Here is a 23365-nt window from a genome sequence, read left to right on the forward strand (position 1 = left end):
ACGGCGCCTAACGGCGCCGTTTGTTTTTCTGTTCGCGCCCTTGGGTGGTCGGGCGCGCCAATCAGCCGTCCGCCCTAGATCCCGAGCGCCCGCTGTGCCTCATCGCGCTTGCGCACGACATGGCATGCGCGACACCGCGCCTCGTACGAGTCGGCAGCGCCCACCATGATGACCGGTGAATCCCACGAGGCCGGTTCGCCATGGATGAGGCGTTGGTTGCGGCACGCGGGAGCTCCGCACAGCACGCAGATCGCGTGCAGCTTGTCGACCACCTCGGCGATCGCGAGCAGGCGGGGCATCGGGCCGAAGGGCTCGCCCCGGAAATCGGTGTCGATCCCGGCGAGGATCACGCGCCGCCCGCGATTGGCGAGCGACGTGGCGACGTCGCAGATCGCCTCATCGAGGAATTGCGCCTCGTCGATGGCGATGACGTGGGCCATCGGGTCGATGCGCGCCGCCACCTGCGCGGCGGAGTCGACCGGGATGGCTTCCACCGAGCGTCCATCGTGGCTCGACACGGCGAAGAGCCCCGCGTAGCGGTCGTCCAGGTGCGACTTGAACACCTGGACCCGCTTGCGAGCGATCATCGCGCGCCGCACGCGGCGCATGAGTTCCTCTGACTTGCCGCTGAACATCACGCCGGCGATCACCTCAATCCAGCCGCCCGTCAGCTGCAGCGTCGACATCAACCCTCCGTGCGCCGTCCGCGGGCATGGCGCAGCCGGTCCCCGCGTTCACCCCATTCACGCGACTCGTTGATCGCGCGCGGACCACTCCCGGTTTCCTCGCGATCGCGCCGCGGCGGGCCGCCGCGGAAGCCGCCGCCACCGCTCCGTTCGCCGCCGCGAAAGCCGCCGCTGCGCTCTCCACCGCGGAAGCCGCCGCCACTGCGCTCGCCACCGCGAAAGCCGCCACCGCTGCGCTCACCGCCGCGGAACCCTCCGCCGCTGCGCTCACCGCCACGGAAGCCGCCGCCACTGCGTTCGCCGCCACGTTCACCACCGCGCTCGGTCCCTCGTGCGCCGCGGTCTCCACCGCGGTCACGATCGCCGCCGCGGAAGCCACCGCCACTGCGCTCGCCGCCACGGTCACCGCCACGCGGCGGGCCGCGGAAGCCACCACGATCGCCACCACGCGGCGGACCACGGAAGCCACCACGATCGCCGCGGTCACTCCGCTCCGCCCCGCGGAAGCCGCCGCGCGACTCGCGCTCGCCGCCGTCGCGTTCGGTCGGTCCACGATCTTCGCGCGCCATGACCTTGCGCCCGCGAATCGACGTGCCGTTGAGCGAGGCGATCACCTTCTCCCCCACTTCGGAGGCGACTTCGACAATCGTGAAGGTGTCGCGCAGTTCGATGTTGCCGATCTTGTCGGCCTCGACGCCGGCCTCACCGGTGATCGCTCCGACGAAATCGCCCTTCCTCCCGCCGTCGCGCTCGCCGACGTTGATGAAGACACGCGTGTACGTCGTGCCAACCGGCGCGACGCGTTCGGTGGGGGCGGTCACGGCCGGCGCTTCGGCCGCCTTGGCCGTGCGCTTGGGCTTCGCCTTCTCACGCTCGAGCTCGAGCATCCGGAGCGCCGCCGCCGCAACCTCCACGGCATCGAACTCCGCCAGCAGCGGCTCGATCGTGAGCACTTCGCGATGCAGGGGACGCGCGCGGATCATGGCGCGCACTTCCTCGCGCAACGCTTCCTCCGCGGCACGCGCGGTCATGGGAACCGACGACAGCGCGAGCGGGGTGGCACGTCCGCCGGCCAGGCGCAAGAACGCCGCGAGCTCGTCAGGAGCGACGAGGACGACGGTCGCCTTGGGCGTCGACTGGGCGAGCGCTTGCAGCTGGTCGGCCGAGGCGAGGGCCCCGAAGCAGATCACCAGCGGTTCGTGCGCATCGATGGCGCCGCTGCGTACGCGCACGAGCGCGTCGTCGCCGGCATGGCCGATCGTGGCCAGCGCTCGCGTGGCGGCCGGAACGAAGGCCTCGTCGGCCAGCACGGTCGCCCGTGCGGGGTCAAAGGTATCCAGGATGCGGCGCAAGGCCGCCGCCCGGTCACCGCGGGCCGTGACGAGGTACTGGAGGCTTCCGCCCGCCGTGGGGAGCGGGTCGTGGGTGATGCGGCGGGCGCGACGCATGTGCGCCTCGACGAAGGCCGACACCGCCTCGTCCACCGTCCCGGTGATGAGGATGCGTTCGGCCTCACGCGGGAGTTCGCTGAGGAGCGTGGCAAGGTCGTCGCCCGCACTCGCGAGCAGATCGCTCGCATCGACCAGGACGAGTGTCGTCACCCCCTCGAGCTTGAGGGCGGAGCCACGCACCAGGGCGAGGGCATCGGCCGGCGTCGCCGCCACGGCGCGTGCACCTGCCGACAGCCGGCGCGCCGCGCGCGCGGGAGCCGTCACCGGGACCAGCAATACGTGGTCCCCTTCCACCGTCGGGTTCACCAGCCGCGCAATCCACGCGGCGGTCTCTGCGCTCGGCGTCAACACGAGCACCTGTACTCCTTCCACTGCCACATCGCCCCGCTGCACCTGGGGCCCAAGCACGCTTGCCACGCGTGCGTCACCCGGCGGTAGCACGTGCACCACGTGCTGGCTCCTGGCCACGCCAGTCTCGTCCTGCTCCACAAAACCTCACTTGTCAATCGCGCACGTCGCGCGTGCGCTCGCGTTGGTCCTACCTGAACGAGTAAGATACCTGATCCGCTCCCCGACTCCTACGGCACGGCCGCCCCATTTTCCCCGCGTTCGCCCATGGCATTGGCCTTCACTCCCTCGTCCAACATCGCCCTGCTGCGTGAATCGGCGACCATCGCCGTCTCGCAGCGCGCCAAGGCCCTCAAGGCCGAGGGACGGGCCATCATCGACCTCGGGGCCGGCGAGCCGGACTGCGATACGCCGCGCTTCATCCGCGAGGCGGCCAAGGCCTCGATCGATGCGGGCCACACGCACTACACGCCAACCGAAGGGATCCTCCCGCTGCGCACGGCGATCGCCGAGCTGGCGCGCGAGTATGGCCCGGTCGCGACCGACATCGCGCCGCTCGACGTGGTCGTCTCCAACGGCTCCAAGCAGTCGCTCTTCAATGCGTGCTTTTGCCTGTTTGGGCCGGGCGACGAGGTCCTGATCCCGACGCCCTCGTGGACGTCGTACTACGAGATGGTGCAGCTGGCGAGGGCGGTCCCGGTCTCGGTGATGGGCGACCCGGCCAACGACCTCAAGGTCACGGCGTCGATGCTCGCCGCGGCGGCCACGCCGCGCACGCGCGGGATCATGCTCAACTCGCCGTGCAACCCCACCGGGGCGGTTTACTCGGCTGACGAGCTGGGCGAGCTGCTCGCTCTCGCGCACGCGCGCGGCTGGTGGGTGATCAGCGACGAGATCTACCGGCGCATCAGCTACGACGGCGATGCCCCGGGAGCGCTGCAGGTCGCGCCGGCGCGCGACAACCTGGTCGTGATCGACGGGGTGGCCAAGGCGTACGCGATGACGGGGTGGCGCGTGGGGTGGAGCATCGCGCCGCGGGCGCTGACGAAGGCGATGACCGCCTTCCAGTCACACGCCACCTTCCACACCGCCTCGATGGCGCAGCACGGGGCGCTGGCCGCGCTCACGCGGCGCGCCGAGGCCGATGCGGCGATCGCCGAGATGGTCGCCGAGTACCAGCGGCGCCGGGCGGCGGCGCTGGCGTGCTTCGCCGATGCTCCCGACCTCCCGCTCGTTAGGCCCCACGGCGCCTTCTACTTCTACTTCGACGTGTCGGCGGCCTTTCCCGGGCACGCCGAGCCCGGGTCGGCCTTCGCCGCACGGCTCCTCGAGGAAGAAGGGGTGGCGATGGTGCCGGGGGCGGCGTTCCACAACCCGCAGTGGATTCGGGCCTCGTACGCCGCCCCCCAGCAGGACGTCGTGGAGGGGATCAGCCGGGCCGTTCGCCTCTGGAAGGCGCTGAAGGCGTAGTCCCCCGCCGGGGCGGGGATGGTCCGCCTGCGAACCCGGCCGTTGTTCCTCCTGTTCGGAGCGCCTCGCCTCGCCCTATACTGAGGGAAGCGATCGCGCTCCAAGCCACATGTGGCGACCGAGGAGGGGACGTGAATATCCCAGTGCGCGTCGAACCGTCCGTCGGCACTCCCGACGACGTCGAATACCGGTGGGACGCCGACACCGACATCCTGTCGGCGGTGGTGCACGCGGGGGAGGGGACGGACAAGCCCCGTGCGACGGCGCTCGAGCTCGAGGGCGCCGACGGTTCCTGGCTCATCCTCGACGTGCGCGGGGGGCGCATTCGCGGCGTCGAGGTGGCGGTCTGGCCCGACGTGCACACCCGTGCCGAGCTCGCGCCGCCCGCCGACGTGGAGGATGGCATGGTGATCGTCGGGGCGGTGGAGCAGGGGAAGCGACTGGCCGTGGAGGTCAACACGCGCCTGGCGGCCGAAGCCGATCGCGCCGAGCGCACGATACATTTCCGCCTTGGTGCGAGCCGCGAGACCCGGACGGTGCGCATCGCCCGCGACATCCTGGTCGACGTTGATCGACGCGACCGGATTGCCGGGCTGTGGCTTCTGGGCGTTCCCCCGTTTCCCGACGAACCGTGATAACCACGATTGTCCTGATCAAGGCCGACCCCAAGCACATCCCCGACACGGCGCGCGCCATCGCCGGGATCGACGGCGTCCAGGAGGTCTACTCGGTGTCGGGCGAGTGGGACCTGGTGGCGATCGTGAAGGTCCCCAGCTACGAGCTGATCGCCGAAGTGGTGACGGAGCGTTTCCCCGCGGTGGCCGGCATCACCCGCACGCAGACGCTGACGGCCTTCCGCGCGTATTCCAAGGGCGACCTCGAGCAGGCGTGGGACATCGGCGTCAACTGACGGCGCGCGCGCTCCATGAGGCGTTAGGCCCCCTGGCGCGCGCCGTTGCGCCTGGCGACGGGTCGCTGGAGGTCTCGCTCGCGGCGCAGGAGGCAGGACGCACCACGGCGGCCCCCCTCCTGCGCGACCGGGCGATGCGCGCGCACGCCGTCGCCGCGGCGGCCGACGATGGGGTGGGCTTCGTCGCCTTTCTCGACGGGGTGCAGGAGAGCCGGGTGGTCGCCTACGTGGGGACGGTCCCCATCGTCCATGGGCGCACGGGGGCCGTGATCCGCGCGCGCGTCGATCGCCGGCTGGTGACCTGGGGCGACGGCCCACGCAGCGATGACGCGCTCTACCTCCCGATGGGGGGCGTGCCGCCCGCGGTGATCGACGCGCTCGCCGCCACCGCCTGTCCGATTGTCGACACCACTGATGACACGATCGGCGTGGAGGAGGCGCACCCGCAGCAACTGCTGCGGCGTGCGGTGCACCTGGTCCAACGCGAGCGAGAGGCACAGGAGCAGGCGCTCGCGGTCGCGTGGTGCCGCGCGTCGGGCGGGGCGCCGCTCTACCTCGACGGCGGGCTCCCGCCGTCGGAGGAGGTGCTCGCCGGAGGGGGCGCAATCGGCGTGATCAAGTCGCACCACACGCTCTACGCCACCGGCTCGGCGCTCGCCACCGTCATGTCGTTAGGCGCCGGCGAGCGATCGTCGATCTTCGTCGTCGAGACGCGGTGGCGGGCCCCCGTGGCGTCGTGGTACCTGCGCCTGCGCGCCCCCGGGCGTCGCGACCCGCTGTGGGGACTCGTGCGCGTGGAGGCATCGCTGGCTGCGTTGAACGGCGTGCTCGCGCGCGCGGCGGAGGGGGGGAGCGCTCCCGCGGACGACCCCGACCTGGCCGCCGACCGCATCTCGCAGTGGGTGGCGGCCGAGTCGGCGCCGCTCTCCCTCCCCGATGCACGCTGGGACACGATGGCCTACGGCATACGCGACTGCGAGGTGTACCTCCGCGCAGCGCTCGGGCGACTGGCGACGTAACGCGGTTCGTCCCACCGCCCGCTACATTCCCCGCGCCTCCCTCGCCCATCGTCTCGCGCGGCCCCGCCCCTCACGTCATGTCTCCCTCGCCAGACGCCCCGCCGACCAGCGCCGCTCGTGAGCAGCCCGAGGACCGCCCGCGCCTGCTGGGGCGCGTGGTGGCCACCGAGCGCCGTCCCAATACGACGCATGAGTTCCACTTCTGGACGGCGCTCGACTCGCCGGTGGGGATCGGGACGATCGTACGGGTGGAAGGGACGCACGCCATCGAAGGGCAGATCCCGCAGGTCTACGGCGTGGTCACCGATGGGATGTCCTACTCCGACCTGGCCTCGCCGCTGCACGACGTGATCGGCTTCGATGCCGACCCGGCGCGCGCCGCTCGCGCCGCGACGGAGCGGGCCGAGATCCGGCTGTATACGGCGGCGGTGCTTCGCCACATCCCCGACGAACCGTTGCAACCGGTGGCGATGGGGCAGGTCTTCCTGGCCGACGATCGTGACGTGGCCGTGGCGCTGCGCATGGACGGCTACCTCCGCGAGGGGGCGCGCACCGGGATTCCGGTCGGCGTCTACCGCGCCGGCGGGATGGAGTCACCGATCTACCTCGACGCCGACTTCCTCCTCGGCCCCGAGGCGGCGCACCTCAACATCACCGGCGTCTCCGGACTGGCCACCAAGACGTCGGCGGTGGAGTGGCTCCTGGCGTCGATCTTCGCCCACTTCCCCGCCAAGAAGGGGTCGGTCGCGGCGGTCTGCTTCAACGTGAAGGGGCCGGACCTCTGCTTCCTCGACCGGCCGTCGACGCTCGAGGCGCGCGACCGCGCGTTGTACGAGGCGTTAGGCGTCCCCGCGGCCCCCTTCCCGAACGTGTACTATTTCGCCCCCTACAAGGCGAAAGGATACGCACTGAACACGCTGCGCTCCAACCCCGCCCTGCAGCACAACGTCTCGCCGCTCACGTGGGGGTTGCGCGAGGTGATGCAGTTCGCCGAGGTGCTGCTCAACAAGGACGACATCGACGCCAAGGCCGATGCGCTCATCGACTTCGTGGCGTCGCGCGTGGTGGACCAGCCGTTCAGCGATCCCCTCATGGGGGGACGGCAGTTCCAGGTGCGCTCGTTCGCCGACCTCGATGCCTTCTTCCGCGAGTTGATCGATGCGATGGAGGGGGCCAATCGCGAGCAGTGGCGCACGCACCACGTGGCGACGATCCGCAAGGTGCGCAACCGGCTGGTGAACATCGCCACGCGGTGCGAGGGGCTCGTCACCAACGATGGCCACGCCTCGGATCTCCCGTTCGGGAGCTTCGAGGACCGGGCGGTGTATGTGATCGACGTCGCCAACCTGGAAGAGGATGCGCAGGACCTGATCTTCGCGCGCGTCGTTTCCAAGCTGCGCGAGCACCTGGAGCGCCGCGCGCTGGGCGTCGATCACCTTGTCGTCTTTGTCGATGAACTCAACAAGTACGCGCCGGCCGACGGACCGGAGACCTATGTGCGCAAGATGCTCCTCGATATCGCCGAGCGTGGGCGATACCTGGGGCTCGTGCTGTTCAGCGCGCAGCAGTTCCGGTCGCAAGTGCACCGGCGCGTGGTGGGGAACTCGGGGACGGCGATCTACGGGCGCATGGACCCCGACGAACTGGCGACGCCGGGCTACGCGGTCATCGGTCCTTCGACGCGCACCAAGCTCGCCACGCTCGACAAGGGGCAGCTGATGGTGCGGCATCCGCACTTCGCGCAGCCCATCTTCGTTCGCTTCCCGCGCCCGGCGGTGTTGTCGGGACGCGAGGGGGCCGAGCGCTTTCCGCAGGGTGAGGAGCCCACGCTGCAGGAGGCGGTGCTGCGCCAGCTCCGCACCCTCGACCCGCAGCTGACGATGGCGTCGATCGCCACCGTCTTCGAGGGGCTCTATCGCGACGACGAGATCCTGCGCGCGCGCGATCGCACGATGCGCGAGCGCCCGAGCGACGTGAAGGGGCACTTCCTGTCGCAGTTCCGTTCGCTGGTGGCCTCGCGCGTGCCGGCGCCGTCGCCAGTGCGCCCGCTCCGCCCGGCGCCGCTGGGCGATCCGTACGGGACCTAGCGATGCAGAGCTGGCGTCGGTTCGTGTATGGGGCGGTGACGGTCGCGGGGGCGATCGGGGCGTTCGGCCGCCCGGCCACGGCGCAGGGTGTCGTGTCGCCCGTGGTGTTGCAGCTGCGCCCCCGTCCCGGCGACCTCCTGCGCCTCAGGCTCGACCAGACGATCGAAATGGGGGTCAGTGAACGCGGGAGCGGCGAGGATACGACGGCGACCGACGTCACGTCGCTGGTGATGCTCGCCCGCCTGTCGGTGGAGTCGGCGGACCTGAACGGTGCCACGGTGATGGCGGTGGCCGACTCCGTCCGGATCGAGAGCAGCGGCAGCTACCAGTCCGACGTGCTGCGCCAAGCCAAGCTCCTGCAGGGGCAGCGTTTTCGCTTCCGCGTCGCCCCCGATGGGTCGACGACGGTGGCGGGGGCCGATGCCTGGGCGGGGCCGGCGGTGGGCTCGCTTCTTTCGCAGCTCCCGGCCACCCTCCCGGCCGAACCGATCGCCCCGGGGACGACCTGGAACCGATCGGTCGACATCCCGCTCGCGGCCGCCCCCGATGGCAAGGCCAATGCGACGCTGACCGCGACCTTCCGGTTCGATTCGCTGTCGCGGTCGGGGGAGTTCGCCTACCTGTCGATGAAGGGGCGACTGGTGCGCTCGGGGCCGATGCAGAAGCCGGCGACGGGCGGGGTGACAGAGGGCTTCGTGCAGACCTCGGGGAACGTGACGGCGACGCTGATGCTGGACCGGCGTCGGGGCTGGATCGCCGATGCCCGAACGGTCATCGCGCTGCGGTCGCTGGTCACGGGTCGCGGGAAGGATTCGCCGCCCCTGCGCGTTCGCATGAAGATCACCCAGTGGATGCGCGTCATGTGAGCGGGGACCCGGCGACCGGGATCCGCGCGGAAACACATGGCGCGGTGCGGGGCGGTAACATGGCGCCACGCGTATATTTCCGCCGCCCATGCGCCTCGTCCATCTCTCCGACCTGCACCTCGGATATCGCCAGTTCCAGCGGCAGACGGCCGCTGGGATCAACCAGCGCGAAGCCGACATCGCGACGGTGTTTCGCGGGGTGGTGGACCGTGTGATCGCGATCGCCCCCGACGTGGTGGTGATCGCCGGGGACATCTTTCACAACGTGCGACCGCCGAATCCGGCGATCCTGCATGCCTTCGCGCAGTTCTCGCGCCTCACGGCGGCGCTGCCGTCGGCGATCGTGGTGATGGTCGCCGGGAACCACGACTCGCCGCGCGCGGTCGAGACCGGGTGCATCCTGCGGCTCTTCACGCCGTTAGGCATCCACGTCGTGGATGGCGAGCCGCAGCGCCTGGCCTTCCCCGATCGCGACCTGTCCATCCTCGCCGTCCCCGACACCGGGGTGCCGCACCGCGTGCAGCTCGACCCGGACGCTTCCGCCAGTCGCAACGTCCTGGTGCTGCACGGCGAGATCGCGGGGATCCTTCCGGCGGGGGCCGCGCACGCCGAGCGGACGGCGATCGAGATCACCCCCGAGGAACTCGGCGCCGCTCGCTGGACGTATGTCGCGCTGGGGCACTACCACGTCTTCCGGCAGGTGGCGCCCAACGCCTATTACTGCGGGTCGCTCGACTACACGAGCGCCAACCCCTGGGGCGAGATCGCCGAGGAGAAGGCGGCCAAGCTCCCCGGGAAGGGCTTCCTCGAGTACGACCTCACGACCGGCAAGCGCACGTTCCATCCCATCAAGCCGGCGCGTCCGCTCGTGGACTTGCCGCGCATCGAGGGGCGCGGGCTGTCCGCGCCGGACATCGATGCGGCCATCAAGGCGAATGTTGCGCGCGTCCCCGGGGGGATCGAGGACAAGATCGTGCGGCAGGTGGTGCGCGACGTCCCGCGTCACGTGGCGCGGGAGATCGACCACAAGCTGCTGCGCGAGCTCAAGAAGCGCGCGCTGCACTTCCATCTCGACACGCGGCGTCCCGACCTCCTGCGCTCCAGCGTGGGGCAGGGGTCGGCCGGGCGGCGCGCGTCGTTGATGGAGATGGTGCGCGACAAGTTGCGCGGGCGCCCCCTCACCAGCGACATCGACAGGGAGCGGCTGGTGGAACGGGGGCTGACCTACCTCGCGGAAGCCGAACAGCGCGAGGGGACGGCGGCGTTAGGCGCGGCCGCGGCGGAGCCCGAGGCGTGAGGCTCAACTCCCTCCACCTCGTCAACTTCCGGCAGCACGCCGACACGCGCCTCGAGTTCGACCTCGGCCTCACCGGGATCATCGGGCCCAACGGCGCGGGCAAGACCACGCTCCTCGAGGCGATTGCCTGGGCCCTCTACGGCCAGAGCGCTGCGCGCGGGACACGGGACTCGATCCGCTTCAACCGGGCCGCGCCGCGCGCCTCGGTCAGGGTGGAGCTCGACTTCGAGCTCGCCGGTCATCGCTACCGCGTCGTGCGGGGGCTGACCAACGCCGAGCTGTACCTCGACGGCGCCGACCAGCCGATCGCCAACTCGCTCACGGCGGTGAGCGAGCTGCTGCAGCGTCGGCTGGGGATGTCGCGCGCGGAGTTCTTCAACACGTATTTCACCGGGCAGAAGGAGCTGAACGTGATGGCGGCCATGGGGCCGTCGGAGCGCGCGCAGTTCCTCTCGCGCGTGCTGGGGTACGAGAAGCTGCGCGGGGCGCAGGAGCTGGTGCGCGAGCAGCGCAAGCTGATCGTGGCGCAACTCTCGGGGCTGCGCACGATGATGCCCGACCCGGAGGTCATCACGCGCGCCCTCGCCGAGGCCCGCGCCCGGCGGCGTGCCGCAGAGCTGCAGCTGACGGCGGCGGAGCAGCGGCTCCAGGAGGCCGGGCTCGCACTGGGCGCCATGGCGCCCAGCTGGCAGGAGGCGCAGGCGGCGCGCGAGCAGCTGCAGGAGCTGGTGGGCGAGCTGCGCGTCGTCGAGAGCGACGAGGCGTCGCGCACCCGCGAGCTGGAGCGCCTCGACGCCGAGCTGGTGGAGATCACGACCGCGCGGACCGAGCTGGAGACCCTGGCCGGCGAGCTGTTGCCGCTGGCGACCGTGGCCGCCGAGTTCCGCCGGTTCGAGGACCTCGCGCGCGAGGAAGGGCGCCGCCTCACGCTGGTGGAAGCCGAGCGTTCGTTAGGCGAGGAGCTCGCCCGCCTGCGCGAGCGGCGGGAGAAGATCGTTCGCGCCCCGCAGCTCGAGGAAGAGGTCACCGAGACGCTGGAGCGCAAGCGCCGCGAGCTCGAGGAATCGTTAGGGCAGCTCGAGGCCCGCCGGACCGAGTGGGTGCGCGACCGGCAGGAGGCCGAGACCAAGCGCGATGCCCTGCGTCGCCAGTACCAGGAGCTCAAGGGACAGCGCGACAAGGTGCTCGACCTGGGCGAGGATGGCGTCTGCCCCACCTGCACCCGCATCCTCGGCGAGTCGTTCCGCACCGTGCTCGACGGGCTCGACGAGCAGCTCGAGACCATCACGGTCGATGGGCGCTACTACACGACGCGCCTCGAGCAACTCGAGCAGATGCCGGCCGAGGTGCGCCAGCTGGACGAGCGCCGCCGCGAGCTGCAAATCGAGGTGGGGACGCTCGAGCGCCAGCTGGCTCGCGTACAGGGGGCCGTCCAGGAGGTCGCGCAGCTCTCCCGCGACCTCACCGCCAAGGAGACGCGCCACGAGCAGCTGGCGCGCGACCTGGCCGCCATTCCCACCGGCTACGATGCCGATCGCCACCAGGCGCTGCGCGCCGAGACCGATCGCCTGGCCCCTCTCAACGACCGGGCCACGCGGCTGAGCACCCTGCTGGAGCGCGAGCCGCGACTGCTCGCCGAGCGACGGGCCGCGTGGGACGACGTCACGCGCCTGCGTACGCGCGCCGTCGAGCTGCGGCGCGCGCGCGAGACTATCGCCTTTTCGGAACAGGAGTACCTGGAGCTGCGCGAGCGCCAGGACACCACGCTCGCCGACGCCCGCAGTGCCGAGATCGCCGTCGCCACCTCCAAGGGCGAGGTGCAGACCGCGAGCTCTGCGCTGCAGCACGCCGAGCGTGCGCAGCAGGAATACGAACGGGCGCAGGCGGCGCACGAGGGGCTGCAGGTCGACAAGCGGCTGCACGATGAACTGGATCGTGCCTTCTCCGACCTGCGGACCGACCTGAACCACCAACTGCGCCCGGAGCTCTCGGAGCTGGCGAGCGCCTTCCTGGCCGAACTCACCGATCATCGGTACACGGAGCTCGAACTCGACGACCAGTACAACGTCATCGTGCTGGAGGATGGGCAGCCCAAGCCGGTGATCTCAGGGGGCGAGGAGGACCTCGCCAACCTCGTGCTGCGCCTCGCCATCTCGCAGCTGATCGCCGAGCGCGCCGGGCAGTCGTTCTCGCTGCTCGTCCTGGACGAGGTCTTCGGTTCGCTCGACGAGGTGCGACGCCACAACGTGGTGGAGTTGCTGCGGCGCCTCTCCGATCGTTTCGAGCAGGTGGTGCTCATCACGCACATCGAGTCGGTGCGCGAGGGGCTCGACCGCGTGATCACCGTGGAGTACGATGAGGAGAGCGGGAGCGCGCGGGTGCGGCAGCCCGAACCGGAGCTGGTTGGGGCGATCGAGGGATCGCTGTCGCTCGAAGAGGCGGGAGAGGAGGCCTAACGCCAGATGTCCACGACCAGCCCCTGGCGTTCGCTGCGCAACATCAGCGGCCCCTTCCCCGCGCGCCTGACGGACATCGATCCGCTCAACCGCGTCTTCAGCGACGCCTTCACCGAGCGCTATCGGCGCGACGGCATGGTCGGCGTGCGCGTGCCGTACCTCAACCCTGCCATCTGGCGCTACGCGATCGAGGATGCGCACGGCGGCGCGATGCTCTGGCGCGATGAGCGCGACGAGATCGTCGCCTTCAACATCGCGCATCACTCCGGCGTCGAGGGGTGGATGGGGCCACTCGCGGTGCGTCCGGAGTGGCAGGGGAGCGGGGTCGGGCGCGCCGTGGTGCAGGCTGGGATCGACTGGCTCCTGGACCGCAACGTGAAGGTGCTGGGACTGGAGACGATGCCGCGCACCATGGACAACATCGGCTTCTACTCCCGCCTGGGCTTCTCGCCCGGCCGCCTGACCATCACGGTGACGCTGGAGGCGGCGACGCACGATGTCGCGGTCCCACTCCTTGGGGCGCTGCCGCCGCGTGACCGCGACGACGTGGTCGCGCAGTGCCGTCGCCTGACCCAGGAGCAGCTGCCGGGCTACGACTTCTCGCGCGAGCTGCTGCTCACGCTCGAGTTGGGGTTGGGCGATGTGGTGCTGCGCTACGAGCGTGGTGCGCTGGTGGGCTTCGCGCTCTTCCACTCCGCGCCGCTCGTGGAGGGGCGCTCGCGCGAGGAACTCCGCGTGCTCAAGCTCGCGCTGTCACGCGAGGGCGACATCACGGCGATGGCCGCCTTGCTGGCCGGGGCGGCGCGCCAGGCCGGCACTCGGCGTGTGGCGATTCGCGTGCAGGGGGAGTACACCGACGCGTATCGCGAGTTGATCTCGCTCGGCGCCCGCGTGCGCTGGACCGACTTGCGCATGGTGGTGGCGGGTCGCGCCGAGTCGCGTGCGGCGACCGGGATGGTCCTGAGCAACTGGGAGATCTGACCGTCGCGGCGCGAACGGCTGCCTAACGCCGCGGCGGCGAGCGGCGCCGCGGTCCGGCGGTCACCCCGCGCCGACTACGCGGTCGCCTCTGGGGGCTGGGGCGGGGCACCGGATGGAGGGGTGCGCACGCGCGAGGCGCTGCGCTCCACGTCGCCGAGGTCGAGGTAGGCGCGAAAGGGACGAATCAGTTCGCCGAAGGCGCCGGCATTGAAGCCATACGCGTCGCGCACGAGCATCGCGTGCACCGCCGCGCGCGCGAGACGCCGCGCGTCATGGGCGCCGATCTCGTCGAGGGCGCCGACGTCTGCGAGGATGATCGCGTCGACGATCTCGTCGGTTCGCGCCAGCCGTTGGGTGAGTGCCGACTCGTACGCGGCGCGGCGATCGTCGCCCAGGAGACGGGTCGCTTCGTCGGCGAGTTCGACGGCGAGCGCGTAGTAGTTGTCGTTGCCACGATGATGCGTCACCAGTTCTCGCCACTGCGATGGTGACACAGCGCGCAGTCGCTCGATGAACTGGTCGGCAAGTTCCGACCGATACCTGAGGTCGTCATCCATGCGCGTGAACGTACGCCCGGTTTCAGGATGCGCCGATACAGGAGGGGGAATTCCGTTACGCTACGTAACCCCTTGCTCGTCTGATACAGGAGGGCGTGTTATCGCTTCTTTGTCGTGTCCTTGGGCGCTGGGGTGCCGCGCACGACGACGCGCCAGATGAGGAGGAAGACGCCGACGGTGAGCAGTGCGTGCACCCACCCGGTCGCTTCGGTGGCAAAGGTCGCGAATGCCCAGACGGCGAGCATGGCGATCGCGGCGAGAATGCCAAGGTCCATGGAAGTGCTCGGGAGTGCGTAGGAAAGTTGATTTGACCGGTCACAGCGCGCCCGGTACATTCCGGGCGAATTTCAGCAATGCGGAACGGAGAGACCGACTTTTTGAGCCGATAAGCTCATCGAAGGGGTTCAACAAACGGGTCGACGTCATGCCCCAGTGCGGGGAAGGCGGAAAGCGCGGTGCGAATCTTACACCTATCGCTTGGGCTTCAAAAAAACCTCTTCGTTCCGACCTGGCGAGGCTCCATACAATTATGGAGCCTCGCCTTGCGTATGGGGGAGCCAGCACGGCGGTCGAGCGGCGACGGCGGGCGGGGATGGTGGGAGGGGTGGTGGAGTTCGTGCGCCGTGCCTTCTGGCGATGGCGCGTGACCGGGAACAACATCAAGGCTCGTCGGCTTCACTCCGAGGGTGGGGCATGGCGCAATGCGCCCCGTCCTGGCGGCCTGTCCGCCATGCGACTGCTCCAGCCCGTGCACGAGACCTGGCACCACCGCGCCGTCGGCGCGTGAGCGCAACTTAGGCGTCCTCCGACGGCGACTCAAGCGAGCGAGTCGCGCCGGGCCCGCCGCCCCACTGTCCCAACTCGCATGCCCGTCGTGACCGTGACGCGGCGCCTTCGCTTCAATGCGGCGCACCGCGTGCACAACCCCGCCCTCAGCGACGCCGAGAACACGGCGCTGTTCGGGAAGTGCAACAACCCGAATTGGCACGGACACAACTACGCCCTCGAGGTGTCGGTGGAGGGCGAGGTGGACCCGGTCACGGGCTACGTGATCGACCTCGGCGCACTGCGCGACGTCGTGGAGCGCACGGTCATCGAGCACCTGGATCACCGGAACCTGAACCTCGACGTGGCCTTCCTGCGCGGGATCAACCCGACGTCGGAGAACCTCGTCGTCGCCATCTGGGGTGTGCTGCAGCCGCACGTCCACCCGGGGCGCCTAACGAAGCTGCGACTGTGGGAGACGGAGAACAACTATGTCGATTACGACGGGCGCTGAGGCGGCGCGCACGCGCACCCCGCTCACGCCGCTGGTGGTGCGCGCCGACCAGATCGCCGGCGACGACGAGTCGCCGATCACCGACGCGCGCGGCCTCGAGTTCGAGAACATCGTCCGCCGGCAGCTCGAGTTGCTGGGCGAGGATCCGGCGCGCGAGGGATTGCTGCGCACCCCGCATCGGGTGGCCAAGGCGATGGCCTTCCTCACCCATGGCTACTCGCAGCGGGTCGAGGATGTGGTGGGCGAAGGGGTCTTTGCCGAGGCGCACGAGAACATGGTGATGGTGCGTGACATCGAGCTGTACTCGATGTGCGAGCACCACATGCTCCCCTTCTTCGGGAAGGCGCACATCGCCTACATCCCGAACGGGAAGATCGTGGGGTTGAGCAAGCTGCCGCGCATCGTCGACATGTTCGCCCGTCGGCTGCAGGTGCAGGAACGGCTCACGGGCGAGATCGCCGAGGCCATCCAGGACGTGCTGGCGCCGCACGGCGTTGGCGTGGTCGTCGAGGCCTATCACCTGTGCATGATGATGCGCGGCGTGGAGAAGCAGAACTCCAAGACGCTGACGTCGGCGCTGCTCGGCTGCTTCCGCGACGACGCGCGCACGCGTGACGAGTTCCTGCGCCTGGCCCACGGCTCCAACGGGCGCTGACGTGTCTGGCTACGCGTCCATGGGCGGGCGGACCGCGGTCGTCACCGGCGCCTCACGCGGGATCGGCGAGGCGGTGGCCCGCGCCCTTGCGGCTGGCGGAGCGCGCGTGGTGCTCCTGGCGCGCCACGCCCCGGCGCTCGAAGCCATCGCGGCGCAGGTGGGGGGCGGCGCGATGGCCGTCCCGTGCGACCTCACCCAGGCATCCCAGGTGGACGCGGCCGTCGCGCGCATCACGCGCGAGATCGGGACCCCCGACCTGCTCGTCAACAATGCCGGGAGCTTCGCCCTGGGGGCCATCGGACGCATGCCCCCCGGCGACGTGGAGCAGATGCTGCAGCTCAACCTCCTGGCGCCCTATCGGCTGCTGCATGCCTTCGTCCCGGCGATGCGCGCGCGCGGGAGCGGACACGTGGTCACGATCGGCTCGGTCGCGGACCGCGTCGCCTTTCCGGAGAACGCCGGCTACGCGGCGGGAAAGTTCGGCGCGCGCGCCATGCACGAGGTCCTGCGGCAGGAACTGCGCGGCACCGGCGTGCGTGTCTCGCTCGTCTCCCCCGGCCCTACCGATACCCCGATCTGGGATCCCATCGATCCCGATGCGCGCCCCGGCTTCACGCCGCGCGCACGGATGCTCTCGGCTGAGTCGGTCGCCGACGCCGTCCTGTGGGTGACGACACGCCCCGACGGTGTGAACATCGACGAGCTCCGACTGAGCCGCTCATAGGCTCGAGGGGGAGCGCACGCGCGGTCGGCAGACGATCTTGCGTCGGTCTCCCCTCTCTGGTCTCCCGTCGAAGGTGACATGCACATCGAGATCGTCGACTCGCTCCGTTGTCCATCGCCGCACGAGGAGACGTGGCTCGTCGCGTCGGTGACCCGCTTCGAAGGGCGCGACATCGTCGAGGGGGCGCTCGGCTGTCCCGTCTGTCGGCGGCAGTTTGCGGTGCGCCACGGGGAGGTCGACTTCACCGGCCCTGAGGCCGATGCAGTCGATGCCGGCGGCCGTGCGCGCGCGACGCCGGTCGGGGCGGATCTCGGGGGAGCGCCGCCTGACGAGGAGGAGCTGCTGCGCGCGCGGGCGCTGCTCGCGCTCGCCGACGGGGGAGGGCTCGTGCTGCTGGGAGGGGAGCACGCGCGGATGGCGTCGGTCCTCGAAGATGAGGCGCAGGTGATGCCGCTGCTGCTCAACGCGCCGGCGTGGGCGAGTGGGGGCGTGCGCCCTCCCTCGGCGATTCGAATCGCGGACGGGCTCCCGGTGGCGGCGGGGGCGCTGCGCGCGGCGTGGCTCGACGAGGCGACGGCGAGCCGCTCGGACACGGTGCGCGCGGTGCTGCGGGCGCTGCGCCCGGGGGGGCGCCTGGTCGCCCCGGTGACGGCGCCCCTCCCCGACGGCGCGCGCGAGCTGGCGCGCGACGCGCGCGAGTGGGTCGCCGAGAGTTCAGGCGCGGCCAGCGCCCCGGTCTCGCTCCGTCGCCGTTAGGCAGCGGGCACCACTGCGCGCTAGACGGCGACCTCTTCCTCGTAGAGCGCGTTGATCAGCGCCTTGTAGTTCTGGTCGACGACGCGTCGCTTGACCTTGAGCGTGGGCGTCATCTCCCCCGACTCGACGGTGAAGTCGTGCTCGAGGAGCGCGATCTTCTTCGGTGTTTCGAAAGAGGCGAGCCCGGTGAGCTGCTTGCGCACCTCCTTGTCCATCTTGGCCAGCACGGTGGGCATCTGGAGGAGCTGCGCACGATCGGTCCAGAGGAGCCCCTTGAGGGCGGCCCACTTCTCCAGGTTGTCGTAGTTGGGGACCACGAGCAGGACGGGGAACTTGCGGCGGTCGCCGATCATGACCGCCTGGCTCACGTACTTGTTGGTCTTGATCAGGTTCTCGATGGGCTGCGGGGCGATGTTCTTCCCGCCGGCGGTGACGATGATGTCCTTCTTGCGGTCGGTGATGCGGATGAAGCCGTCCTCGATCACCCCGATGTCGCCGGTGTGGAACCAGCCGTCGCCGTTGATCGCCTCGGCCGTCGCCTCGGGCTTGTTCCAGTAGCCCTTCATGACGTGCGGGCCGCGGGTGAGGATCTCTCCGTCAGCCGCAATCTGCACCTCGACGCCGTCCACCGGCTTGCCGATCGTCCCGATGCGGAAGTTGGCCGGGGTATTCACCCCGATCACCGGCGAGGTCTCGGTGAGCCCGTACCCCTCGAGGATCGTGAGACCGGCGGCGTAGAAGAACTTGTTGATCTCGTTGGCGAGCGGGGCGCCGCCGGAGACGAAGTAGCGCAACCGGCCGCCGGTGCGCGCCTTGAGCTTGGAGAAGACGAGCCGCTGCGCGATCGCGTACTGCACGGCGAGGAAGTCCGAGGGCTCGCGCCCCGAGAGTTTCTCGTCGGCCCAGCGGTCGGCGACCCCGCGGGCCCAGAAGAAGATCCGCTTCTTCGTGCCACTGCCGGAGAGCGCGTTCTCCAGCACGCGAGCGTACATCTTCTCGTAGAGGCGCGGGACCGACATCGCGATCGTCGGCCGCACTTCCTGCATGCAGATGGGGACCAGGTCGAACGACGGGACGTAGGCGATCGATGTCCCGGTGAGGAAGAACCAGTAGTCGCCGGTGCGCTCGAAGATGTGGCAGAGCGGGAGGAACGAGAGGGCGACTTCGCTCCCCGACATCGGCAGGAGGTCGGCGGTCGCGCGCACGTTCGACCAGAAGTTGTCGTGCGACAGCATCACACCTTTCGGTGCGCCGGTGGTGCCGGAGGTGTAGATGATCGTCGCGAGGTCGCCCGGCTTCACGGCACGCGCCTCGCGCTCCCACGCCTCGGCTGCCGCCGGCGTGTCGATCCCGGCGCCACGCGATTCCACGTCGGCGAGCGACAGGTCCGACTGCGCGCGCGCGCTGTCGTCGAAGGCGATCACCAGGCGCAGCCCCGGCACCTGCTCGCGGATCGTCGCAATCTTCTCGGCCTGTGCAAGGTTCGAGACGAAGATCGCGACGGCTCCCGAGTCGTTCAGGATGTACGGGATCTGCTCAGCAGGGAGCGTGGGGTAGATCGGGACGTCGGTCAGCCCGGCGGTGAGGCAGGCGAAGTCGGCGATCGCCCACTCCGGGCGGTTCTCCGAGAGGATGGCGATGCGGTCGCCCCGCGCGATCCCCAGTTCGTGCAGGCCTAACGCGATACGCCGCACCCGCTCGTGAATCGTGCGATGCGAGATCGGGCGCCACGAGTTGACGGCCACGCGGTGCAGCATCGCGTCGGGCTTGTCGTACTTCCGCAGCGCATCCAGGAAGAGTGAGGTGAGCGTCCCTTCCGGCGGGCGTGGGCCTCCGCGTGCGTACATCGAAGACTCCTGCGACGGTTTCGTATGGAAGATCGAACGTTGATCGACGTCGGGTGGACCGGCGGGCCGACCGGCGGATGCACCGGTGAACATCTCGAGGGGCCGGACATCGGACGCCGATGCACGGCGCGGAACTTGTCGAATGGGTCGTGCGAGCGGAACCGTGGACTCGGTGCGATCGAACGAAACATCCGGCCCGTGACGCGCGAAGGCGCCACGAGACCGCCCGGCGGCCGCTACGGAGCCGGGAGAATCAGGACGGTGCGGAGCGCCGGCTTGTCCTTGAGCGCTCCGCCCATCGTGACCGACGCGCGCACCACGAGGGTGTCGGTGACCGACGCGCCGGTCGCGGTGCGCACGCGCACGATGCGCGACGCGATTCCGCTCCCATCGGTGGTGTCGATCGGGGATATGCGCGCCCCCGAACTGACGAGGGCGTAGGTCCCCGTGTCGCCTGGGGCGAGCACGACGCCGCGACGCAGCAACTCGAACTTCACCCGAACCGGGGTGGCGGAGCCGGTTCCGGCGCGCACCGTCACGGCGACCGACTTGGAGGTGTCGATGGCGGTACCGGCGGTGGGCGGGCGAAGGCGGAGCGTGTCGGGCCCGGTCCCGTTGAAGGCGATCGAGTCGGGGCGCCGGATGATCGAGAGACTGCGCGCGATGCTCTGCAATTGCCCGGAGACCGCGTACACCTTGCTGGTTCCGGTGGTATCGGCGGCGACGATTCTATTCCCGTTGACGACCTTCACCAACGTGTCGGTGGCGACGAAATAGACCGGCGCATCGGCGACGAGATCACCGTCGGCGGTGTACACCCGCGCGACGAGTCGATCGGCCCTGCCGAGGGTGTCGACGAGGGTGTCGCCGCGCACGAGCGACGGGTTCGCCGGGGCGACGAATTCGATGGAGGCGACTTCGGCCGGATCGACGCTGAGGTCGATGCACGAGGTCGTGCCGGCGACGAGGGCCAGGCACGCGAGGGGCTGCCAGCGGCGAATCACCGGAACCGCTCCGAGAGCAGCGTCGCGAGGTTGATGTACGCCTGCGCTGCAGCGTCGGCGGGCGTTCGGAGCACGACCGGTTGCCCGGCGGCGAAGGCCTCGAGCGCCGCCTCGGTGCGCGGAATGACGACGTCGAAGACCATGTTGCGGGGGAGGTGCTCCCGCACGTAGTCGGCGACGCGCTGCGACGAGGGGTGGGTCGGTTCGAACATCGTCAGGAGCAGCCCGTCCAGGGTGAGGTCGCGATTGCGTTCCACGATCTCCTGGATACCCCGCAGAATCTGGGGGGTCGTCTGCAGCGCGAGCGGTTCGCACTGGAGCGGCACGATGACGTGCTGGCTGGCCTCGAGGACGCGATGCACGATGGCGCCGAGCCCTGGGGGGGTGTCGACGACGACCACGTCGCAGCGCTCCCGCGCGGTCGCCAGCAGGTCCTTGAGCACCGACGTCTCGGCGATGAGCTGCTGGTAGAAGCTGTGATCGGACGAGTCGGAGACCGACCCGGCGAGGATCACCCGCAGCCAGGGGAGGGCGGTCGGGAGGATGATCTCCCGGAGCGACCGCGCCCCGTTGAGGTAGTCGGCGAAGCCGTACGTCGGGTGACCGCGTCGGAGGCCGATGCCATACCGGACGGCGCCCTGCGGGTCGACGTCGATGACGAGCGTCTTGAGCCCGCGCCGGGCGAAGGCCGCGGCAAGGTTCACTGACGTCGTGGTTTTCCCGACCCCTCCCTTCTGACTGACGACCGCGAGGACGCGCCCCACGTCAGTGCTCGACTTCGGGGGACTCCGCCGAGTCGTCGACCTGCGGCGCGCGCAGCTCATCGAGCGCCTTGCGCGCGTGCTCGATGTTGGCTGGATCGGCGCTCTTGGGCGGGGAGGCGAGGAAGGCCTCGAGATGCACGGCCGCCTCGTCCTTTTCGCCACGCTTGATGAGCAGGAAGGCGAGCCCGTAGTGCGCTCCTGCGAGCGACGGTTCGACCTCGAGGGCGCGCTTGTAGCACCGGATGGCCTCGTCCCATCGCGACTGGCGCGAGTAGGCGATGGCCATGTTCATCAGGATCTTGTGGTCGTCGGGCTTTTCGCGGAGGGCGAGCCGATACGACGTCAGGGCAGCGTCGAGGTCCCCCGACTTCTCGAGGGTCAGCGCCTCACTGAGGTAGTCGAGGCGCCGATTGCTCTTCTCGCTCCCGCCGCCAAACAGGCGGCTCAACCATGACATGCGATCGAGGCTGGGCTGAGGGGAGGCCGGCGATGGCCCATTCGCGACCTGCGATGCGAAGTGGGGAGGGCGACACGGCGCTGCGGGCGCAAAGCTATCGCGCGGCCGCAGCATGAGCAACCGCCGGACGAACGCTTCGCGTCGAGGCACGACGGAGATCGCATCGCGCGGCGGCGCGCCCGGTCGTGTACCACACAACACCATCGTGGCGGCTGGTGATGCGCCACAATGCACCATGGTGGCGCCCGACGACCGCGTCAGAGATCACCAACTCGCCCTCCCCGGTGCGCGTCGCTAGGTTAGCCCACGAGGGCGCCGCACAGCCGGTCCGTCGCGCGGTTCTCTTCATGACCATCCCGCGTGTTCTGCCGGATGTTCTGCCCGATGTTCTGCCCCACGCGCACGACGATCACGCCGAGGACGAGAGATGTCGCCACGACGCTATGAGGTCGACCCCACCAAGGGGCGGTTTGACGTGGAGTGGCCGCTGTTCGGCGAGCTCTCCCGTGCGCTCGCACTCAAGGTCGCGCGCAGCTACGACCCCGAGATCGTCGTCGGGGTCGCCACGGCGGGGGTGATTCCCGGGGCGGTCGTCGCCGCGATTCTGGAGCGCGAGTTCCGCTCGATCCTCGTGAGCCGTCGCGACCAGCAGCAGGTGCGCGAGACGCCATCGGTCCTTGGCGCCGCCCCGCACGAGGTGCGCGGCCGCCGCGTCCTGATCGTCGACGAGACGTGCGACAGCGGTGCGACGATGCGCCTGGCGGTGGCGGCCATCGTGAACGCCGGCGCCGCCGAGGTGCGCACCGCCGTCTCGTTCAAGACGGGGTCCTACGAGCCAGACTTCCACGCGCTCGCCACGGAGAGCACCATCGTCCTGCCGTGGGACCGTGAGGTGCTCGTCGACGGCGAGCTGGTGGCGAACCCCAAGTACGTCGAGACGCGTTAGGCGCGGCGGCGCGACGCGCCGGGTCGGACGTTGCCGCGGGCGATCGTTCCGGCCCTGGTGCCTGGCCTCACGACTCGGTCACCGCCTCCACGAGCACCAACAGGTCCTTGGCGAACGGGATGCGATCGCGAGCGCCCGGCTCGAGGTCCGTGGCCGAGCCATTCGCACGGTGACGCGCGAGCCACTGCCGAATGTCCCGCTCGGGGAGGGAGGGTATGCCGGCGGTCGCGCCAGCGACGGCGCCGGCCCCAGCGCCAGCAGCAACGCCTGCCAGCACACCCGCCGACGCGTCGCTCGCGGCGGGGATCACTTCGCGCTGGACTGCCACCCAGTGCGTGACCGTCCCCGCCGAGTCGCGCATGGGCGCGAGCTTCCACTCGATGACGTAGGGCGAGCCGTCCCGGCGATAGTTCACGATCTGGCCCTGGAACGCCTCGCCCAGCCCCACCGCGCGTCGCATGGCGTCGAGGACGCGCCGATCCGTGGCGGGCCCCTGGAGGAAGCGTGGATTGCGCCCCAGCGCCTCCGAGCGGCTGTAGCCCGTTAGGTGCTCGAAGGCCTTGTTCACGAACACGATCGTCGGACCAGGAAGCTCCATGTCGGGCATCGTCACGACGATGGCGTCGGGGCAGTACTCGAGGGCGCGAAGCGAGATGGAATCGAGCGGGCGAGTAGGAGCGACGGGCTTCGACATACGACAGCGGTGGCGGGCGGTGGTCTCGGGTGCTACTGCGGATACACGGGAGGGGAGCGTGCGGCCCCCTGGCTGCTCGCTCCCCTCTGGAGTCTCGGCTCGTGATGAGCC

The 23365-nt window shown here is 70.0% G+C and carries 25 protein-coding genes; 15 read left to right on the forward strand and 10 right to left on the reverse strand.

Annotated features, from left to right (window positions below):
• Positions 1-74: 74 nt before the first annotated feature.
• A complete protein-coding gene (locus tag IPN47_05780; protein ID MBK9407552.1) occupies positions 75-686 on the reverse strand; it encodes a thymidine kinase in 612 nt (203 codons plus the stop codon).
• On the reverse strand, positions 686-2605 hold the full coding sequence (locus IPN47_05785; GenBank protein MBK9407553.1) for a DbpA RNA binding domain-containing protein: 1920 nt from the start codon (positions 2603-2605) through the stop codon (positions 686-688). The genes IPN47_05780 and IPN47_05785 overlap by 1 nt, the downstream gene beginning before the upstream one ends.
• A 147-nt stretch (positions 2606-2752) precedes the next feature.
• Between IPN47_05785 and IPN47_05790 the strand changes: the two genes are divergently transcribed.
• The 9 genes from IPN47_05790 to IPN47_05830 all read left to right on the forward strand — a co-directional run bounded on the left by IPN47_05790 (position 2753) and on the right by IPN47_05830 (position 13571).
• On the forward strand, positions 2753-3955 hold the full coding sequence (locus IPN47_05790) for a pyridoxal phosphate-dependent aminotransferase (GenBank protein MBK9407554.1): 1203 nt from the start codon (positions 2753-2755) through the stop codon (positions 3953-3955).
• A gap of 131 nt (positions 3956-4086) precedes the next feature.
• Positions 4087-4590, forward strand: coding sequence for a hypothetical protein (locus tag IPN47_05795; GenBank protein MBK9407555.1), 504 nt, complete (start codon positions 4087-4089; stop codon positions 4588-4590).
• Positions 4587-4865: an Lrp/AsnC ligand binding domain-containing protein gene (locus IPN47_05800; GenBank protein MBK9407556.1), complete on the forward strand. Its 279-nt coding sequence runs from the start codon at positions 4587-4589 to the stop codon at positions 4863-4865. The genes IPN47_05795 and IPN47_05800 overlap by 4 nt, the downstream gene beginning before the upstream one ends.
• On the forward strand, positions 4844-5884 hold the full coding sequence (locus tag IPN47_05805; GenBank protein MBK9407557.1) for a hypothetical protein: 1041 nt from the start codon (positions 4844-4846) through the stop codon (positions 5882-5884). The genes IPN47_05800 and IPN47_05805 overlap by 22 nt, the downstream gene beginning before the upstream one ends.
• A gap of 77 nt (positions 5885-5961) precedes the next feature.
• The gene (locus IPN47_05810) at positions 5962-7971 is read left to right on the forward strand and encodes an ATP-binding protein (protein ID MBK9407558.1); all 2010 of its coding nucleotides are present in this window, start codon (positions 5962-5964) and stop codon (positions 7969-7971) included.
• A gap of 2 nt (positions 7972-7973) precedes the next feature.
• A complete protein-coding gene (locus IPN47_05815) occupies positions 7974-8837 on the forward strand; it encodes a hypothetical protein (protein MBK9407559.1) in 864 nt (287 codons plus the stop codon).
• Positions 8838-8925: 88 nt separating this feature from the next.
• Complete coding sequence (locus IPN47_05820; GenBank protein MBK9407560.1) at positions 8926-10134, forward strand: metallophosphoesterase; 1209 nt, start codon at positions 8926-8928, stop codon at positions 10132-10134.
• Complete coding sequence (locus tag IPN47_05825; GenBank protein ID MBK9407561.1) at positions 10131-12590, forward strand: SMC family ATPase; 2460 nt, start codon at positions 10131-10133, stop codon at positions 12588-12590. The genes IPN47_05820 and IPN47_05825 overlap by 4 nt, the downstream gene beginning before the upstream one ends.
• A gap of 6 nt (positions 12591-12596) precedes the next feature.
• Entirely contained in the window at positions 12597-13571 is a 975-nt protein-coding gene (locus IPN47_05830; GenBank protein MBK9407562.1) for a GNAT family N-acetyltransferase, read from the forward strand.
• 74 nt (positions 13572-13645) lie between these two features.
• Here IPN47_05830 and IPN47_05835 read toward each other — a convergent pair whose 3' ends face one another.
• Both IPN47_05835 and IPN47_05840 read right to left on the reverse strand, forming a co-directional pair.
• The gene (locus tag IPN47_05835) at positions 13646-14128 is read right to left on the reverse strand and encodes a hypothetical protein (GenBank protein MBK9407563.1); all 483 of its coding nucleotides are present in this window, start codon (positions 14126-14128) and stop codon (positions 13646-13648) included.
• A gap of 98 nt (positions 14129-14226) precedes the next feature.
• Positions 14227-14403, reverse strand: a complete 177-nt coding sequence (locus IPN47_05840; protein MBK9407564.1) for a hypothetical protein — start codon at positions 14401-14403, stop codon at positions 14227-14229.
• 254 nt (positions 14404-14657) lie between these two features.
• Here IPN47_05840 and IPN47_05845 point away from each other — a divergent pair, with 254 nt between their 5' ends.
• From IPN47_05845 to IPN47_05865, 5 genes are all read left to right on the forward strand, one after another.
• Positions 14658-14915, forward strand: coding sequence for a hypothetical protein (locus IPN47_05845; protein MBK9407565.1), 258 nt, complete (start codon positions 14658-14660; stop codon positions 14913-14915).
• A 78-nt stretch (positions 14916-14993) separates the two neighbouring features.
• The gene (locus IPN47_05850; GenBank protein MBK9407566.1) at positions 14994-15407 is read left to right on the forward strand and encodes a 6-carboxytetrahydropterin synthase; all 414 of its coding nucleotides are present in this window, start codon (positions 14994-14996) and stop codon (positions 15405-15407) included.
• The gene (folE, locus tag IPN47_05855; protein MBK9407567.1) at positions 15385-16062 is read left to right on the forward strand and encodes a GTP cyclohydrolase I FolE; all 678 of its coding nucleotides are present in this window, start codon (positions 15385-15387) and stop codon (positions 16060-16062) included. Before IPN47_05850 ends, folE begins: the two co-directional genes overlap by 23 nt.
• A 19-nt stretch (positions 16063-16081) precedes the next feature.
• Positions 16082-16786 (forward strand): SDR family oxidoreductase, encoded by a 705-nt coding sequence (locus IPN47_05860; protein ID MBK9407568.1) that lies wholly within the window; start codon positions 16082-16084, stop codon positions 16784-16786.
• A 78-nt stretch (positions 16787-16864) separates the two neighbouring features.
• Positions 16865-17542 (forward strand): hypothetical protein, encoded by a 678-nt coding sequence (locus tag IPN47_05865; GenBank protein ID MBK9407569.1) that lies wholly within the window; start codon positions 16865-16867, stop codon positions 17540-17542.
• 20 nt (positions 17543-17562) lie between these two features.
• Here IPN47_05865 and IPN47_05870 read toward each other — a convergent pair whose 3' ends face one another.
• From IPN47_05870 to IPN47_05890, 5 genes are all read right to left on the reverse strand, one after another.
• Positions 17563-19389, reverse strand: a complete 1827-nt coding sequence (locus tag IPN47_05870) for a long-chain fatty acid--CoA ligase (GenBank protein ID MBK9407570.1) — start codon at positions 19387-19389, stop codon at positions 17563-17565.
• Between the two features lie 236 nt (positions 19390-19625).
• The gene (locus tag IPN47_05875) at positions 19626-20393 is read right to left on the reverse strand and encodes a hypothetical protein (protein ID MBK9407571.1); all 768 of its coding nucleotides are present in this window, start codon (positions 20391-20393) and stop codon (positions 19626-19628) included.
• Entirely contained in the window at positions 20390-21157 is a 768-nt protein-coding gene (locus IPN47_05880; protein ID MBK9407572.1) for a ParA family protein, read from the reverse strand. Before IPN47_05880 ends, IPN47_05875 begins: the two co-directional genes overlap by 4 nt.
• 1 nt (position 21158) lies before the next feature.
• Entirely contained in the window at positions 21159-21614 is a 456-nt protein-coding gene (locus tag IPN47_05885) for a tetratricopeptide repeat protein (protein MBK9407573.1), read from the reverse strand.
• 299 nt (positions 21615-21913) lie between these two features.
• On the reverse strand, positions 21914-22051 hold the full coding sequence (locus tag IPN47_05890) for a hypothetical protein (GenBank protein ID MBK9407574.1): 138 nt from the start codon (positions 22049-22051) through the stop codon (positions 21914-21916).
• On the opposite strand from IPN47_05890, the gene IPN47_05895 reads away from it, so the two are divergent.
• A complete protein-coding gene (locus IPN47_05895) occupies positions 22042-22560 on the forward strand; it encodes a hypothetical protein (GenBank protein ID MBK9407575.1) in 519 nt (172 codons plus the stop codon). The two genes, IPN47_05890 and IPN47_05895, sit on opposite strands and share 10 nt — an antisense overlap.
• Positions 22561-22627: 67 nt before the next feature.
• On the opposite strand, the gene IPN47_05900 is transcribed toward IPN47_05895, so the two are convergent.
• Positions 22628-23254, reverse strand: coding sequence for a PAS domain-containing protein (locus IPN47_05900; protein MBK9407576.1), 627 nt, complete (start codon positions 23252-23254; stop codon positions 22628-22630).
• Positions 23255-23365 lie beyond the last annotated feature (111 nt).

Source organism: Gemmatimonadota bacterium (genome assembly GCA_016719105.1).
Taxonomy (GTDB): Bacteria; Gemmatimonadota; Gemmatimonadetes; order Gemmatimonadales; family Gemmatimonadaceae; genus SCN-70-22.

What these genes read in the sequence shown, in the direction of transcription:
- IPN47_05780 (MBK9407552.1), bottom strand. Translation starts at nt 686, where the DNA reads ATGTCGACGCTGCAGCTGACGGGCGGCTGGATTGAGGTGATCGCCGGC.
- IPN47_05790 (MBK9407554.1), top strand. Translation starts at nt 2,753, where the DNA reads ATGGCATTGGCCTTCACTCCCTCGTCCAACATCGCCCTGCTGCGTGAA.
- IPN47_05810 (MBK9407558.1), top strand. Translation starts at nt 5,962, where the DNA reads ATGTCTCCCTCGCCAGACGCCCCGCCGACCAGCGCCGCTCGTGAGCAG.
- IPN47_05815 (MBK9407559.1), top strand. Translation starts at nt 7,974, where the DNA reads ATGCAGAGCTGGCGTCGGTTCGTGTATGGGGCGGTGACGGTCGCGGGG.
- IPN47_05820 (MBK9407560.1), top strand. Translation starts at nt 8,926, where the DNA reads ATGCGCCTCGTCCATCTCTCCGACCTGCACCTCGGATATCGCCAGTTC.
- IPN47_05830 (MBK9407562.1), top strand. Translation starts at nt 12,597, where the DNA reads ATGTCCACGACCAGCCCCTGGCGTTCGCTGCGCAACATCAGCGGCCCC.
- IPN47_05835 (MBK9407563.1), bottom strand. Translation starts at nt 14,128, where the DNA reads ATGGATGACGACCTCAGGTATCGGTCGGAACTTGCCGACCAGTTCATC.
- IPN47_05840 (MBK9407564.1), bottom strand. Translation starts at nt 14,403, where the DNA reads ATGGACCTTGGCATTCTCGCCGCGATCGCCATGCTCGCCGTCTGGGCA.
- IPN47_05845 (MBK9407565.1), top strand. Translation starts at nt 14,658, where the DNA reads ATGGAGCCTCGCCTTGCGTATGGGGGAGCCAGCACGGCGGTCGAGCGG.
- IPN47_05850 (MBK9407566.1), top strand. Translation starts at nt 14,994, where the DNA reads ATGCCCGTCGTGACCGTGACGCGGCGCCTTCGCTTCAATGCGGCGCAC.
- folE (MBK9407567.1), top strand. Translation starts at nt 15,385, where the DNA reads ATGTCGATTACGACGGGCGCTGAGGCGGCGCGCACGCGCACCCCGCTC.
- IPN47_05860 (MBK9407568.1), top strand. Translation starts at nt 16,082, where the DNA reads ATGGGCGGGCGGACCGCGGTCGTCACCGGCGCCTCACGCGGGATCGGC.
- IPN47_05865 (MBK9407569.1), top strand. Translation starts at nt 16,865, where the DNA reads ATGCACATCGAGATCGTCGACTCGCTCCGTTGTCCATCGCCGCACGAG.
- IPN47_05870 (MBK9407570.1), bottom strand. Translation starts at nt 19,389, where the DNA reads ATGTACGCACGCGGAGGCCCACGCCCGCCGGAAGGGACGCTCACCTCA.
- IPN47_05885 (MBK9407573.1), bottom strand. Translation starts at nt 21,614, where the DNA reads ATGTCATGGTTGAGCCGCCTGTTTGGCGGCGGGAGCGAGAAGAGCAAT.
- IPN47_05895 (MBK9407575.1), top strand. Translation starts at nt 22,042, where the DNA reads ATGTCGCCACGACGCTATGAGGTCGACCCCACCAAGGGGCGGTTTGAC.
- IPN47_05900 (MBK9407576.1), bottom strand. Translation starts at nt 23,254, where the DNA reads ATGTCGAAGCCCGTCGCTCCTACTCGCCCGCTCGATTCCATCTCGCTT.